This is a genomic window from Paenibacillus sp. WLX2291 (genome assembly GCF_046603665.1).
GTDB lineage: Bacteria > Bacillota > Bacilli > Paenibacillales > Paenibacillaceae > Saccharibacillus.
The window spans coordinates 3,544,578-3,559,228 of record NZ_CP176755.1; the positions used below are offsets into that span (position 1 = coordinate 3,544,578).

General features: G+C 48.8%; 14 protein-coding genes. 3 read left to right on the forward strand and 11 right to left on the reverse strand.

Translation table 11 applies throughout. From position 1 onward, the window contains the following. Positions 1–116 precede the first annotated feature (116 nt). The 7 genes from ACDE64_RS15135 to ACDE64_RS15165 all read right to left on the reverse strand — a co-directional run bounded on the left by ACDE64_RS15135 (position 117) and on the right by ACDE64_RS15165 (position 7,021). Positions 117–548, reverse strand: coding sequence for a peptidylprolyl isomerase (locus tag ACDE64_RS15135; protein ID WP_411342970.1), 432 nt, complete (start codon positions 546–548; stop codon positions 117–119). A 255-nt stretch (positions 549–803) separates the two neighbouring features. Then, positions 804–2,138: a diaminopimelate decarboxylase gene (gene lysA, locus ACDE64_RS15140; RefSeq protein ID WP_411347371.1), complete on the reverse strand. Its 1,335-nt coding sequence runs from the start codon at positions 2,136–2,138 to the stop codon at positions 804–806. 698 nt (positions 2,139–2,836) lie between these two features. After that, on the reverse strand, positions 2,837–4,180 hold the full coding sequence (locus ACDE64_RS15145) for a TldD/PmbA family protein (RefSeq protein WP_411347372.1): 1,344 nt from the start codon (positions 4,178–4,180) through the stop codon (positions 2,837–2,839). A gap of 3 nt (positions 4,181–4,183) precedes the next feature. Further along, a complete protein-coding gene (locus ACDE64_RS15150; protein ID WP_411347373.1) occupies positions 4,184–5,572 on the reverse strand; it encodes a TldD/PmbA family protein in 1,389 nt (462 codons plus the stop codon). A 159-nt stretch (positions 5,573–5,731) separates the two neighbouring features. Further along, on the reverse strand, positions 5,732–6,193 hold the full coding sequence (locus tag ACDE64_RS15155) for a DMT family transporter (protein ID WP_411347374.1): 462 nt from the start codon (positions 6,191–6,193) through the stop codon (positions 5,732–5,734). An 11-nt stretch (positions 6,194–6,204) separates the two neighbouring features. Then, positions 6,205–6,636 (reverse strand): DMT family transporter, encoded by a 432-nt coding sequence (locus ACDE64_RS15160; RefSeq protein ID WP_411347375.1) that lies wholly within the window; start codon positions 6,634–6,636, stop codon positions 6,205–6,207. 70 nt (positions 6,637–6,706) lie between these two features. Further along, on the reverse strand, positions 6,707–7,021 hold the full coding sequence (locus ACDE64_RS15165; RefSeq protein ID WP_411347376.1) for an ArsR/SmtB family transcription factor: 315 nt from the start codon (positions 7,019–7,021) through the stop codon (positions 6,707–6,709). Positions 7,022–7,223: 202 nt separating this feature from the next. Here ACDE64_RS15165 and ACDE64_RS15170 point away from each other — a divergent pair, with 202 nt between their 5' ends. Continuing rightward, positions 7,224–8,726, forward strand: coding sequence for a M14 family zinc carboxypeptidase (locus ACDE64_RS15170; protein WP_411347377.1), 1,503 nt, complete (start codon positions 7,224–7,226; stop codon positions 8,724–8,726). 223 nt (positions 8,727–8,949) lie between these two features. Here the strand turns inward: ACDE64_RS15170 and ACDE64_RS15175 are convergent, their stop codons facing one another. After that, on the reverse strand, positions 8,950–9,456 hold the full coding sequence (locus ACDE64_RS15175) for a YbaK/EbsC family protein (RefSeq protein ID WP_411347378.1): 507 nt from the start codon (positions 9,454–9,456) through the stop codon (positions 8,950–8,952). Positions 9,457–9,746: 290 nt separating this feature from the next. On the opposite strand from ACDE64_RS15175, the gene ACDE64_RS15180 reads away from it, so the two are divergent. Next, positions 9,747–10,016 carry an ACT domain-containing protein gene (locus tag ACDE64_RS15180; protein ID WP_411347379.1) on the forward strand — a complete coding sequence of 90 codons (270 nt, stop codon included), beginning with the start codon at positions 9,747–9,749 and terminating at the stop codon, positions 10,014–10,016. A gap of 172 nt (positions 10,017–10,188) precedes the next feature. Beyond that, on the forward strand, positions 10,189–11,547 hold the full coding sequence (locus ACDE64_RS15185; RefSeq protein ID WP_411347380.1) for a PFL family protein: 1,359 nt from the start codon (positions 10,189–10,191) through the stop codon (positions 11,545–11,547). 224 nt (positions 11,548–11,771) lie between these two features. Here ACDE64_RS15185 and ACDE64_RS15190 read toward each other — a convergent pair whose 3' ends face one another. The 3 genes from ACDE64_RS15190 to ACDE64_RS15200 all read right to left on the reverse strand — a co-directional run bounded on the left by ACDE64_RS15190 (position 11,772) and on the right by ACDE64_RS15200 (position 14,344). After that, positions 11,772–12,596: a purine-nucleoside phosphorylase gene (locus tag ACDE64_RS15190; protein ID WP_411347381.1), complete on the reverse strand. Its 825-nt coding sequence runs from the start codon at positions 12,594–12,596 to the stop codon at positions 11,772–11,774. Between the two features lie 77 nt (positions 12,597–12,673). Next, positions 12,674–13,573: a site-specific tyrosine recombinase XerD gene (xerD, locus tag ACDE64_RS15195; RefSeq protein WP_411347382.1), complete on the reverse strand. Its 900-nt coding sequence runs from the start codon at positions 13,571–13,573 to the stop codon at positions 12,674–12,676. Between the two features lie 297 nt (positions 13,574–13,870). Further along, entirely contained in the window at positions 13,871–14,344 is a 474-nt protein-coding gene (locus tag ACDE64_RS15200; protein WP_411347383.1) for a Fur family transcriptional regulator, read from the reverse strand. Between the last annotated feature and the right edge of the window lie 307 nt (positions 14,345–14,651).

The following is a 14,651-nucleotide window of genomic DNA, read 5'->3' on the forward strand; positions in this document are numbered from 1 at the left end:
TATCTATAACAAAGATTCATAACAAAGATACCGGACATATATATGCCCGGCATCTTTATTTCCTCATGACCGCACAGTTCTTTTACAAAGTGTGCAGCCTTCTGATGGATATTGAATTACGCTTCAACGATCTCAACGGATTCCATTTTGTCGCGACCTTGGAATGCGTCTACATATTCCATACCTTTAACCACTTTACCGAAAACGGTATGTTGACCGTCCAGATGTGGTTGTGGTTGGTAGCAGATGTAGAATTGGCTTCCGCCTGTGTTGCGACCAGCGTGCGCCATAGCCAGTGTACCGCGCTCGTGTTTGTTCGGGTTGATCTCACAGTTGATTGTGTAGCCAGGACCGCCTGTGCCTGTACCAGTTGGACAACCACCTTGTGCTACGAAGCCTGGGATCACACGGTGGAAAACAAGACCATTGTAGAAGCCATCGTTTGCCAGTTTTTCAAAGTTTGCTACTGTGTTAGGCGCGTCTTGTTCAAACAGATCGATAACAACCTCGCCGCCATTTTCCAATTTTACTTTTGCTTGTTTCGTCATGAATAATCTATCTCCTCTCAGCATTAAGCATGATGATCATGCCGTATCATGTAAACCCATATCCCGCGTTCCTTGGTTCGCCTACTCGCAGCATTGATTCATGCGACGAATACTGCCTGTTCATTGCAATGACAACGACAGGTTGACGGATAAACACAGGATGCCGTACCCGCAGACATCATCGTCCTCGGCACAGCACCCTATCAGTGTACTATGAAATTGCTCTTTACGCAAAGGATATGCAAATGCTGCCATCTAGCTGCGCGACGTTACCGATGCACGCAGACGTGCAGGCACGACATCTTTGCGCGTAATATCTTCAAAACTCTCGCGCTCTACGATCAGATCACTCTGCCCATCATTAACCAGCACCACTGCCGGACGACGGATACGATTGTAATTGCTTGCCATCGAATAGTTGTACGCACCTGTACATGGAACTGCCAGCAGATCACCAGCAACTGGCTCTGCCAGCTCAATATCCCAGATCAGCATATCGCCGCTCTCGCAACATTTACCAGCGATGGATACAAGTTCGGATGGCTCATCGTTGACCCGATTGGCAAGCAATGCTTCGTATTTGGCATCATATAGCGCTGGACGTGGATTGTCGGTCATGCCGCCATCGACAGACACATACTTGCGCACACCCGGAATGTCTTTGCTTGTACCGATTGTGTACAACGTTGTCCCTGCATCACCGACAATGCTGCGACCCGGTTCGATCCAGATTTGTGGCAATTCGCCTTCCAACCCAGCAAACTGCTGCTTGACTGCATTGGCGATTGCTTCCACATACGTATGCGCCGCCAGTGGAGTGTCTTCTTCGATATAACGAATACCGAATCCGCCACCCAAGTTAATCACTTTAAAGCTTACGCCTGCTTCCTGCTGCAATTGACGGGCAAAATCCGCTACCCGCTGTGCCGCCACTTCAAAACCGTCCACTTCAAAAATCTGCGATCCGATATGCGAATGCAGTCCCAGCAGCTCGACGTGCGGCAATTGATGCGCCTGCTTCACTGCTTCCTCCGCTGATCCGTTACCGATATCAAAGCCGAATTTGGAATCTTCCTGTCCAGTAGAAATAAACTCATGCGTATGAGCTTCCACGCCCGGCGTCACGCGCAGTAAAATAGCAGGTTTCAGCCCTTTTTCAGCAGCGATGGCATTCAGCATTTGCAGCTCAATAAAATTATCGACGACAAAGCAACCAATTTGCGCATCCAGTGCCATTTCCAGCTCATCCGGTGTTTTGTTATTGCCGTGAAAATGGATGCGTGCTGCTGGGAAGCCTGCTTCCAGCGCTGTATACAATTCGCCTTCGGATACGACATCCAGCGATAACCCTTCCTCTTCGACAATGCGACAGATTGCCATTGTGCAAAATGCTTTGCTAGCATACGCAACCTGAAACTGCATGCCAGTTGCGCGAAACGCATCCATGTATTCGCGACAGCGCTGACGAATCAGCTGCTCGTCCATAATATATAAAGGCGTGCCATACTGCTCTTTCAGTTCGAGCGTATCACAGCCGCCAATTTGCAGATGTCCTTGTTCGTTGATGGTACTGCTTCCGTGTAAATACATCGTTGTCCTCCGTTCATTTCCTGTCGACTGATGTGATGGCTGGCGCAATGTGGCGCGTGGTGCTGTATCACAATGTAAGGTCAGTATAGATTTGTTATGCGGTGTTCAGAATGGATTAATGTGCTGAACATTTGTATTTTGTGAGTTGCCTTGGTTTGATCGTATATGTTGCTGTGGTGTTAGCTGGTGTTATTGTACCATGGAATGGGTTTGGGTGGTTAAATATGCTGGTGGTTGTATTTTTATGCTTTTGGAGTGAAATGGGTGGTGATTGCATCAAACGCTACGGGAAGGGATTTAGACACGGACTCAGGTGGAGCCGCGGGAATCTACTGGATTAGGAGTACATGTAGATTCCCGCCCCTCCAAAGTCGTCCTTTGTCTAAATTCCCTCCGCTATGTGCATCTATTATCATTTTTAAATCCTGTTAAATTCTAAGGCTATACTATGTTTGATATGGAGAGAAGAATTTGAAATTCAGGGAAGGAATTGTTGCAGAGCAATGGATTAAGAAGAATGTTAGGGGGATATTGTAGAGGTTGATTGGGGGAACGAAGGGTTTACCGATGTACACTTGGTTCGCCATGAGCGGTTGATCTTTACTCATTTTGGGGTAGTGTACATCGGCTGTTGTATGATGTGATATTACCTTGTAATCAGCGTACTGTGTTGTATCGTCAGTTTCCTGATTTTATTATTAACTTCCTGAGATCGACAGGGAGCCGATTTTCAGTGATGGTGAGGTGCAGCTTCCGGTAAAGCGCAGATCGCTGCCTAGTTCTTCTACATTGTTTAACAACTCATAAAAGTTGCCAGAGACGGTGATCTGATTGACGGGGCGGTCGATTACGCCATTTTCGATCCAATAGCCAAGGCACGCGAGTGAGAAGTTGCCACTGGTTGGGTCGGTGCCGGCGTGCATGCCTTGCAGCTCGGTAATCAGCACACCTTTTTCAATGGATCTGATCAGCTCGTCCAGATTGCGAGTGCCGGGCTGGAGATACAGATTATGGTACGAGATGCCCAGTTTACCTTTGTATCCGCCTTTGGAAGCGTTGGCTGTCGTGGATAACCCGGCTTTGGCGGCGGTTTTGCGGTTATGCAGGAATGTTTTGAGCACGCCATTTTGGATCAATGTATGCGGGCTGGCAGCTACGCCTTCGGCGTCAAACATCGTCGTCCCCGGCACATACTCCATCAGCGGATCGTCAATCAGGGTAATATTGCTGCCGGCGATCGATTGCTCTAATTTGCCAACCAGACTGGAAAAGCCTTTTTCGACCTGTTCGGCGGAGAATACGCTCGTATGTGCAGACAACAGCGATGAAGCAGCGTCCTCGCGCAGAATAACTGGATAGTTATCCGATGGTACAGGTGCGGCACCGAGTTTGGATACGACTTCGTGTACTGCTTTGGCGGCAACGTCTTCGATGGAGATATCGTCAAAGTCGCGCAGATCATAGTCGAACCAGCCACCGCTGACCGTTTCGCTGTCAGCTCCGGCGAGTACATATACACTTACACTACCAATGCTGTCACGCTGATGGCAATGCAGTCCTTTGCTATTGGCAATCAGCAACTCATGCTCGCGCACGCTGGCAGAGCTTTGACGCACCATCGTAATGCGCTCGTCGCTGTCTAGTACAAGTTGTTCCAGACGAGTAGCGGCAGCGATTAGCGTTTCGGGAGATGTCTGAATGATCTGCTCCGAGTACGTGTTCAGCTGCGGATAGGAGACGGAACCGCCGAACAGATCGCTATCATCGGCAATCTCCAATATACCGGCATTGCCAGCGGCTTCGTCCAGTAGAAAAGGAATGCTGTCGGCAGCGATCTTTTCGGTGGAGGCGTAGCCCATCTGACCGTTAATCAATCCACGAAACGACAGCCCTTGCGTCTCAGCGACACGATAGCTGTCCACCTCGCCACTGCGTACAACGGCTGCGGTGGAGCGACTTGCCGAGTAATACACTTCCATTTCGGTATAACCGTACACCTTGCCCTGATCAAACAAATGCTGCTGGAACTCTGTAATATTCATCCCTTACTCCCCCTTTCTGCCGCCGATGGTCATCTCGGATACACGTAGTGTCGGCTGTCCGCAATTGACTGGCAGACTTCCGCTGACAGAACCACACATGCCTGGACCGTGATCCAGATTGCCACCAACCATATCGATTTTTTGCAGGATGTCCATGCCTTTACCGATCAAGGTTGCGCCTTTGACTGGTTCAGCGATCTTGCCGTTACGGATCATATAAGCTTCGTTGATCGCAAAGTTAAAATCACTTGTTGCCGTATTGACCGAACCCCCGCCAAGCGAACGGGCGTAAATGCCATATTCGGTATTGGCTATCATGTCTTCGCGGCTCGAATTCCCTTCCGCAATAAATGTATTGTTCATCCGCGATGTTGGTGCAAAACGGTACGATTGCCGTCTACCGGAGCCAGTCGGTGCCATATTCATACGGCGCGAACCGACACGGTCGATCAGATAGCCTTTGAGAATACCGTTCTCGATCAGCACGTTGCGCTGCGTCTTCATGCCTTCGTCATCAATATTAAGAGATCCCCATGCGTTCGGAATCGTACCATCGTCAATAGCAGTCACGAGTGGGGAAGCGATCTGCTGACCAAGCTTCCCTGCAAACACGGACGCGTTCACGCCTACTGCCGTCGATTCCAGTCCATGCCCACACGCTTCATGGAACAGCACACCACCAAAGCCATTTTCGATCACAACCGGCACTTTGCCGCTTGGGGCATAATCGGCTTTGACCATAGTGGCAGCGATACGGCTCGCTTCACGCGCCTCCGCTTCAATATCCAGCCCTTCGATATATTCCAGTCCGGCATGTGCACCAGGTCCGCGGAATCCAGTCTGACGCTGATTGCCATCTACAGCAACCGCGCTCAGACGCAGTCGCGAGTACGTGCGGGTATCTTCTGCCCATAGCCCTTCCGAGTTGGCGATCAACACCTGCTGTTGCCAATTTAGAATACCGACCGACGTTTGTTCAATCAACGGATCAGCAGCTTTGAGCGCTTCATGTGCACGCCGCAAAATATCCACCTTACGTGCATTTTGCGCAGCCGATGGCGGTTGCAGGATCGGATGGCGATTTTCTACTTGCAAACGGTCAAAATTCAGTACAATATCGCCTTTGGCACCTTTCAATGCGCCAGCCGCCTTGCGCGCGGTCTGGATCAAATTGTGCTCGCTCAGATCGCTTGTATAGGCATAAACGGAAAATACGCCCTGTAAAATTCGGATTCCGATGCCATAGTCCCGCCCGGACAGCGCACGTTCCACGACGCCGCCGATCATTCCCAGATCGCGGTCAATTCGGTCCTCAACAAATACTTCTGCAAAATCGCCGCCCGTTTCCAGCGCAACTTGCAGTATGTTTTCCACCAGTGCAGGTTGAAGCATCAGATTCCCTCCAGTCGTTGATGTTGCTACATTTTATGAATACAATAATCGCTGCAAACGTTATCGCATTGCATGTTTGGCAGCGTATAAGCTTCTGTATATTGTAGCATTTTCCAGCGTCCCATCCTAATCGCATAAGCAATTCACGTTACAGCATGTTCAAGCAGTCGTTGTTGAATCAGCCTTTTTCTCGCGGAATACGAAGTACAGCGCAATCAGCATCAGCACAACACCGATCAATCGTTTCCAGCCAAACGGTACAACGGCACTTTCAAACCAGCCAAATTGATCAATCGCCATGCTTGCTACCAGTTGTCCGACAATAACGGAAATAACCGCAGCTGTCACACCAATCTTCGGAACCGCCAATACCATCAGCGACAAATAAATGACGCCGAAGATTGCACATAGCAATTGCCAGCGCGGCACTTCATGCAGATTCAGCATATTGCCCTGACCAAAAAAGTTAACCACAATCGTCAATACAATCGCTCCGGTGAAAAAGGTGAAAAAGGCACTCTCAATCGTGCCAATCTGCCGACCAAGTGTACCGTTAACCGCAGACTGAATACTCAGTCCAATTCCCGCTAACAAAGGTAATATCATCAATACTAAACTCATGCTTCAACCTCCTATAAAATCAATATGAATGATACCGCCAGCAGCACAACTGCCGCTAATCGATTTTTGTTCAATGGAATTCTCTCTGCACCTAGCAGTCCAAAATGCTCAATAATAATACTCATCACAATCTGTCCGACGATAACCGCTGTAACCGATACGCCTACACCGATCAGCGTAACGCTAATTACGAGCAGTCCCAGATACACGACGCCCAGCAGCCCGCCCGTCAGATTCCAGCGTGGTACAGTAAAAATCTGCTTCAAATTCCCTTTACCAAAGAAGAGCGTTACCAGAAAGGTAGCCATTGCCCCGATAATAAAAATGTAATACGTGCTCTCCAGCTCGCCGATATGTTCACCGAGCGCACCGCCGATGGCGGCTTCAATACTCAGCGACATACCTGCAATGACAGCTGCGGCATAGATCAACAGTTTGGTCATGATGTCCACTCCTTTATATTTATATATCGAGAATATTCGATATAAGAACACGAAAAAGAACCTGACCCGGTCAGATTTCCTGATCGAGAAACCGGGCCAATTGCTTAATGTTATCCTCATTGCGCCGATAATACGTCCATTGCCCGTAACGAACCGCTTCCAGCAGTCCCGCCTTCTGCATCATGGACAGATAATGCGACACGGTTGACTGAGACAGATTCACCTTGTCCTGAATATCGCCGACACACACACCGCCCTTGATGCTAACCTCCTTCGGCAGATGCGCTTGCTGTTTGGGAAAATGCTGCTCAGGTTCTTTCAACCATTGCAAAATCTGTAGACGCGTCCGATTGGACAGCGCTTTAAACATATCGATTTCCGTCATGAGACACAGTGTATATCGAATAAGTTCGATATGTCAAATCCCTCATGCAAAATTCATACTTTCCCTGAATCATTTGCTTGATAAGTGGCTAAATACATACAGACGACAAATTCTCATATCTCAATGCAATCAGACTTGGTATACTGAGACAAAGCATTGAGCTTGGTGGCGTTTACAACTATATACCGACAGGGGGATTCTTTTGAAAAAGATTGTGTTTGCTTTATTAGGTCTGCTCGTATTGCTGACCTCTATCCCGATGCCTGCCGCTCAAGCCGCGAGCAGCTCCATTGTGGACTCTACCGCCACCTATACATATGCGCGAATGACTCGGGACATCCAGACACTCGCCAAAACGTACCCGGATGTGATTGAATACAAATCCATCGGCAAAACAAAATACGGACGTGATATTTGGGCAGTCGGTCTGGGACATGGACAGGCGACCGTATTTATTAACGGCTCGCATCATGCGCGTGAATGGCTGACCACTACGCTCAATATGACGATGATCGAGCAATACGCCGCTGCCTATACCACCAATCGTACCTTTGAAGGTTACAATGTACGCGGTATTCTGGACAAAACGAAAATCTGGTTTGTGCCGATGGTCAACCCAGATGGCGTAACACTGCAACAGCTTGGCTTGAGCCAGTTTCCCGCTTCCATTCATCAGGCACTTATTCGTATGAATGGCGGCAGCACCAATTTCAAACGTTGGAAAGCCAATCTGCAAGGCATTGATCCGAACCGTCAGTATGATTCTTACTGGGCGACACTGGAAGCGAATGTAGCGTATCCGTTCTGGCGCAACCACAAGGGCACCGCTCCAGTGCAGACGCTAGAAAATAAGGCGATTGTGAACTTTACATATGAGATCGATCCGGAAATCGCCGTTTCCTATCATTCTGCCGGACGTATTCTCTATTGGAGCTTCCATACGCTGGCGGCGAATCTGCCGCGTGATAAACGATTGGCGAATATCTTCCGCCAGTTTACCGGCTATCAGCTGATGCCGCAGCGTAGCGATTCCTCTGGTGGTGGCTATACAGACTGGTTTATTACGACCTTTAAGCGTCCTGCCTTCACACCGGAGATCGGGATCAAGAATGGCGAGACTAACCTGTCCGTATCTGTCTTCCCTGAAGAATGGCGTCGTAACAAGAAAATTGGTCTTTGGATCGCTCAAGAAGGATATGCCCTGTGGGCGAAGAAAAATCCCAATCCGGTTATTCCGCTGAAAGTACTGATCGACGGTCAGGCACCGGCAAGTGAAACGCAAGCATTCCTGCGTAACGGTATCAACTATGTTGCATACAAACCGCTGCTGAAACAATACGGCTTCAATGCGTTCTGGGATCAAACGACCAAGACGGTCACTGCAACATCCAGCGCATCCGGTACAATCAGCTTCACGATGGGTAGTAAATATGCACGCGTGAACGGCAAAGTGGTTACGATGGGCGGAGCGCCGATTATGACGGATAACGTCATTTACGTACCAGCACGTCTGATCAGTCAGGCAACTGGCGCAGCACTGGAAGTGGACAGCAAATCTGGCGAAATTCGCTTTACGAGTCCAGCACCTGCGGAACCGGTCATCCCACCAACCGAATCGGAGCAACCACCGGAAGCAGAATCCAATCCAGTCGATGTCCCAGCAGCACCAACCAGCGTGGAAGATTCCACGTATGGTGAATCCTAATCGTATCCATCAAATACCGCTTCTTCACAAACAGACTCTATCTGATCATGGATAGAGTCTGTTTTCTGTTTGTTGTATCCACCACTACATACACCAAACCACCATTACATATACCAAACATTATGAGAAATCATTGCAAATAAACCACCGAAGCGAATGTCGGTGGTTTTGCTGCTTCTGAGGTTTATGATCCTGTCTACGTCCATATGTAGAGCGAGAACGCTTAGGCACTCCCTTCAACATTGTCTTGTTCCTCTTCTTGCCAGCCCTTACACACATCCAGCCATCCTTTGGAACCAGCAAAACGTTCCAACTCTGGCAATGTTAATTCAATCGCTGAATTGCTGCTACCACATGCAGGAAAGACAGTATCAAACCTTTTCAGCGATTCATCCATATATACGTCCAATGGATGAGCCAGTCCAAAAGGGCACACTCCGCCTACTGCATGCCCCGTTTGCTCCAACACTTCCTCCGCAGTCAGCATACGCGGTTTGAAATGAAATGCCGCGCGGAACTTTTTGTTGTCGATCTTGGCATCGCCTGCTGCAACGATCAGTACCGCCAGCTCCCCTTCACCACGAAACGAGATCGTTTTGGCAATACGTGCCGGGATAACACCAATTGTATCCGCAGCTTCCTGTACCGTCGCGCTGGACGCTTCAAACTCCTGGATATCCTGCTCGCGTCCAAATTGCCGGAAATGCTCTTTTACACTTTCAATCGCCATATTTCGTTCTGCCTCCGATCTTGTCTGTCTCAACCTAGTCATTCCATCATCGTTCCACTGCAAATGCTGTTAGCAACAGACGGACTCTGTACTTTATGTCAATCTTAGGAACATATACTAAAACAATCTCTCATGTCCGTCAAATCAGGTTGAACGATCTGCAAACGTCTGACATAATAACGATAGCTCGCCGAACGGATACAGTAACGCGGTGTCGGGTAACAGAAAATAGAGATGCCGATATCCCCCGTTTGTGCCGCCTATTATGTTATGAGGAGAGGTTGTTGGTTATGAAAGGAATCATTACTGTACTCGGAAAAGATAAGGTTGGCATCATCGCTGGCGTATGTACATACCTGGCTGGACAGAACGTGAATATTCTCGATATTTCGCAAACGATTGTTCAGGATTACTTCAATATGATGATGATCGTCGACGCATCGGGTGCAAGCAAAGCATTTGAAGAATTGGTTGAGGATTTGCAGCAGCTTGGCGTCGAGATCGGTGTTGAGATCAAGCTGCAACATGAGGATATTTTCAGTACGATGCATCGTATTTGATTGTACTCACATCTATTCAGTAACCGTATCATTCGCATCCTTTTTTAGAATGACTATGGGTACTCGGTGAAATGAATAGATGGATGACTATAGGAGCAACGAACGCAACATTATGCGTTAAGAGACTACTACGCTGCTAGTCTGTGCGGCGTTTTTATACAGGAGGAATACTATGATTTCAATCGTTGAAGTACAGGAAACGAATAAAATGATCCGCGAAATGAATCTGGATGTGCGAACGATCACGATGGGCATTAGCCTGCTCGACTGTGGTCATAGCGAGCTGGATGTATTCAACCGCAATATTTACGATAAAATTACCAAACTCGCTGAGAAACTGGTCAAAACTGGCGAAGATCTGGAACGTCAATTTGGTATTCCTATTATCAATAAACGTATCTCCGTCACCCCGATTGCCATCGCTGCGGGCGGCGTCAATGCTGAATCGTACGTGCCAATTGCCGAAACGCTGGACCGGGCGGCACGCGAGGTCGGTGTGAACTTTATCGGCGGCTTCTCTGCTCTCGTACACAAAGGCTTCACGACCAGCGACCGCAAGCTGATTACTAGCATTCCAGAAGCGCTAGCGACGACCGAACGTGTCTGCTCGTCCGTCAATATCGGCTCCTCCCGCAGCGGCATCAATATGGATGCCGTCAAATGGATGGGCAGTATCGTAAAACAAACGGCACAATTAACCGCCGACCGCGATTCTGCTGGCTGCTCCAAGCTGGTCATCTTCTGTAATTCGGTCGAAGATAATCCATTTATGGCAGGTGCGTTCCATGGTGTCGGTGAAGCCGAATGTGTGATCAATGTCGGTGTCAGCGGTCCTGGTGTGGTGAAGCGTGCGCTGGAAGATGCAAAAGACAGCGATTTTGAAACGCTATGCGAGACGATTAAACGTACAGCCTTCAAAGTCACCCGTGTCGGTCAATTGGTCGCACAAGAAACCTCCAAACGTCTCGGTGTTCCTTTTGGCATCGTCGATCTGTCTCTCGCGCCAACACCGGAAATTGGCGATTCCATCGCTGAGATTTTCCAAGTGATGGGTCTGGAAGAAGCAGGTGCGCCCGGCACAACAGCGGCACTTGCGATTCTGAACGATAACGTCAAAAAAGGCGGCGTAATGGCATCCTCCTATGTCGGTGGTTTGAGCGGTGCATTTATCCCTGTTAGCGAAGACCACGGTATGATCGAAGCGGTTCAGCGTGGCGCACTCACACTGGAAAAACTGGAAGCGATGACGTGTGTCTGCTCGGTCGGTCTGGATATGGTTGCAATTCCGGGCGATACAAAGGACTCCACCATTTCTGGTATTATCGCTGACGAAGCGGCAATTGGTATGGTGAACAATAAAACGACCGCTGTCCGCATCATTCCCGTGATCGGCAAGCAAGTCGGCGAAATTGCTGAATTCGGCGGGCTGCTGGGGTACGCTCCGGTGATGCCAGTCAACGGCTTCAGCTGCGAGAGCTTTATCAACCGCGGCGGACGCATTCCAGCGCCGATTCATAGTTTTAAAAACTGATATTTTCCCGATTGGATATATCGCAGCACATGGTACACACAGAATCAGCAAAAAGGCTACCTCGTAACAAGGTAGCCTTTTTGCTTGATCAATAAGTGAAATCCACGACTTCAAAGATAGTATTCTTACTTTCTTTTGAAGTTTACTCAAACAAAAGGCTACACTTCATCTCTAAAAATCAGATGAAGCGCAGCCTTATTTTTGTAATACTTCCTTAAAATAAATTACATCTGTGGAATGATCGCCAGTACGAGCTTCAGGAACTGATCACGTACACGATCTGCGGTTTCCATCACTTCGTCATGCGACAACGGTTGATCCAGAATACCTGCTGCCATGTTCGTAATACAGGAAATACCGAGTACTTCCAGACCTGCATGACGCGCCACAATCGTTTCCGATACGGTAGACATACCTACAGCATCCGCACCGAGTGTGCGCAGCATACGGATTTCGGATGGAGTCTCATACGTTGGACCGAGCAGACCAGCGTAGACGCCTTCTTGTACTTTCAGACCTTGCGAAGCAGCGGTTTCTTTGAATACGCTGCGCAGACGACGGCTATATGCTTCAGACAGATCAGGGAAACGTACGCCCAGCGCTGGATCGTTAGGTCCAATCAGCGGGTTGCGTCCGGTCATGTTCAGATGATCGCTCAGTACCATCAGATCGCCCGGCTCATACGATGTGTTGACACCACCAGCGGCATTTGTGACGAGCAGACTGGATACGCCCAGCTCCTTCATCACACGTACTGGGAAAGCAGTCACTTCTGGACCGTATCCTTCGTACATATGGAAACGACCTTTCATCATTACAACCGGACGTCCTTGTACATTGCCGAGCAGCAGTTCGCCGTCGTGACCTTCTACTGTCGATACTGGGAAATGTGGAATATCCCCGTATGGAATGGATACGCCGTCTTCAATCAGGTTGGCAAGAATGCCCAGACCGGAACCGAGAATGAGACCGATCTCGGGGTTGATACTGCTTTTGCTGCGGATATAGGATGCAGCTTCTTGAATCGTTGCTTGTGTAATCACTGTCATGATATGTCCTCCTTGATGGATAGGGATAAAATAAGCTGTTCCACATGTATTGCGATTGTGCTATTACCCGTTACGGATCAGGTCGCGTTCGCGCGCGGATGATTTGCCTCGTAGACGTCCTTCATATTCTTCTTGGATACGCGCGTGTAGATCTGAGTTGTCGAAATGTCGGCATGACCAAGCATCTCCTGTACCGAACGCAGATCGGCACCATTTTCCAATAGATGCGCGGCAAAAGAATGACGTAGCGTATGCGGCGTAATATCCATCTCGATCCCAGCTTCACGGGCATGCTTTTTGATGATTTTCCAGAAGCCCTGCCGAGTCAATCGTGTACCGAGCTGATTGACGAACAGCGCCAGTTCTTCTTCACGATTGCGCACCAATTGCTGGCGACCATCCTGTACATATTCACCGATTCGTTTAACAGTCACGCCAGTAATGGGAATGATCCGCTCTTTACCTGAGCTGCTAGAACATCGCAGAAATTTCAGATCTAGGCGCACATCTTCCACATTGACCGAGATTAGTTCGGATACGCGAATCCCTGTCGCATACAGCAGTTCTAGCATCGCGCGATCACGCCGTCCCTGCGGAGTGCGGTTATCCGGCGCTTCCAGCAATCGTTCCACTTCTTCCACGCTCATGACATGTGGCAGACGCTTCTCCGGTTTGGGTGCTTCCATATGTATCGACGGGTCTTGTTGAATGACATTTTCACGTACCAAATACTGACAAAAGGAGCGCAACGAAACCGTCATCCGTGTAATGGTGGATGACGCTCTACCGATCTGGCGCATTTCACCGAGAAACAGGGCGATATGTGTCTTGCGAATCTGATCCGGCATCATAATATAACGCTGATGAGCAAAATCAATAAACTGACTCAAATCGCGCTGATACGATTCCAGCGTATTGCGGGATAGACCTTTTTCCTCCGTCAGATAACGGATAAACTTCTCTAAATATTCGTTCATCTCAAGTCAGCCTCCTCTATATGTCTGTGAAATGGATGGTGTTATGTACGTACGATCATACTGTTGATGCAAAGGTGGCTTCGATACCATTATATGCTCTATATGCATCGTCCTTTTGCAAGCGCTCTAGCAAATGAACAGCATGAAGGATATAACGGTATCCATTACGGCAAAAAGACTCTCTCCCGAACAGCCAAAATTATCGGGCGAGAGTCTCTGGTATCCATTTCATCTATTCAGTTACGTCATCAGCCTGTTATGCAGGTAGTCTGAATCTTAATGGCACGGCGGTACGAATTACTGCCCGTTGCCGGATTGATCTTCCCCAGTCTCCTTATCCTTGCATCGGTAACAGATCCCGTAAAAGTCCAGTCGGTGATCCAGAACCGCGAAGTCGAATTCCTTATCCAGCCGTTCTTCCAATGGTCCCAGCCAATCCTCACGAATCTCGTCCATGCTTCCGCATTGTACGCAGATCAAGTGATGATGGTGATGCTTGCTCGTGTCGGTACGCAGATCGTAACGCGCCACGCCGTCGCCAAAGTTGATTTTCTCCACGACATGCAGTTCACTTAGTAGCTCAAGGGTACGGTAAACAGTTGCCAGACCGATTTCGGGAGCTTTTTGCTTGACGAGCATGAATACGTCCTCGGCACTCAGATGATCTTCTTCGTTCTCAAGGAGCACTCGCACGGTAGCTTCCCGCTGGGGTGTTAGTTTGTAACCTTTGGATTGTAGTTGATGTTTGATTTTATCGATCCGTGCTTCCATTTTTGCCCTCCCCCTGTGGAAATCACTGCATCGCTGAAATGCTCACTTCAATTATTATAGGGGGATTAGGAAGTTAAAGTCAAACGTTTTAGCATCTTGAGGTGGGTGGTGTTGGAGTGGGGCAACTTTGCTGGAGGTGCACTAATGATGGTAGTGTAACAGCGCTGCGGCAAGGGATAAGGGAACGGACTCCAGTGGAGCCGCAGGAATCTTTTGGAATGGGAAGTGCTTGAAGATTCCCGCCCCTCCAAAGTCGTCCTTTTCCTTTATTCCCTTGCCTCCGCTCTGTGCTTGTCTGGGGGTGGAG

Excerpts from the sequence above, each read along its gene's own strand:
- ACDE64_RS15165 (WP_411347376.1), bottom strand. The coding sequence starts at position 7,021 with ATGACGGAAATCGATATGTTTAAAGCGCTGTCCAATCGGACGCGTCTA.
- ACDE64_RS15190 (WP_411347381.1), bottom strand. The coding sequence starts at position 12,596 with ATGACAGTGATTACACAAGCAACGATTCAAGAAGCTGCATCCTATATC.
- xerD (WP_411347382.1), bottom strand. The coding sequence starts at position 13,573 with ATGAACGAATATTTAGAGAAGTTTATCCGTTATCTGACGGAGGAAAAA.
- ACDE64_RS15180 (WP_411347379.1), top strand. The coding sequence starts at position 9,747 with ATGAAAGGAATCATTACTGTACTCGGAAAAGATAAGGTTGGCATCATC.
- lysA (WP_411347371.1), bottom strand. The coding sequence starts at position 2,138 with ATGTATTTACACGGAAGCAGTACCATCAACGAACAAGGACATCTGCAA.
- ACDE64_RS15200 (WP_411347383.1), bottom strand. The coding sequence starts at position 14,344 with ATGGAAGCACGGATCGATAAAATCAAACATCAACTACAATCCAAAGGT.
- ACDE64_RS15185 (WP_411347380.1), top strand. The coding sequence starts at position 10,189 with ATGATTTCAATCGTTGAAGTACAGGAAACGAATAAAATGATCCGCGAA.
- ACDE64_RS15160 (WP_411347375.1), bottom strand. The coding sequence starts at position 6,636 with ATGACCAAACTGTTGATCTATGCCGCAGCTGTCATTGCAGGTATGTCG.
- ACDE64_RS15175 (WP_411347378.1), bottom strand. The coding sequence starts at position 9,456 with ATGGCGATTGAAAGTGTAAAAGAGCATTTCCGGCAATTTGGACGCGAG.
- ACDE64_RS15150 (WP_411347373.1), bottom strand. The coding sequence starts at position 5,572 with ATGCTTCAACCTGCACTGGTGGAAAACATACTGCAAGTTGCGCTGGAA.
- ACDE64_RS15135 (WP_411342970.1), bottom strand. The coding sequence starts at position 548 with ATGACGAAACAAGCAAAAGTAAAATTGGAAAATGGCGGCGAGGTTGTT.
- ACDE64_RS15155 (WP_411347374.1), bottom strand. The coding sequence starts at position 6,193 with ATGAGTTTAGTATTGATGATATTACCTTTGTTAGCGGGAATTGGACTG.
- ACDE64_RS15145 (WP_411347372.1), bottom strand. The coding sequence starts at position 4,180 with ATGAATATTACAGAGTTCCAGCAGCATTTGTTTGATCAGGGCAAGGTG.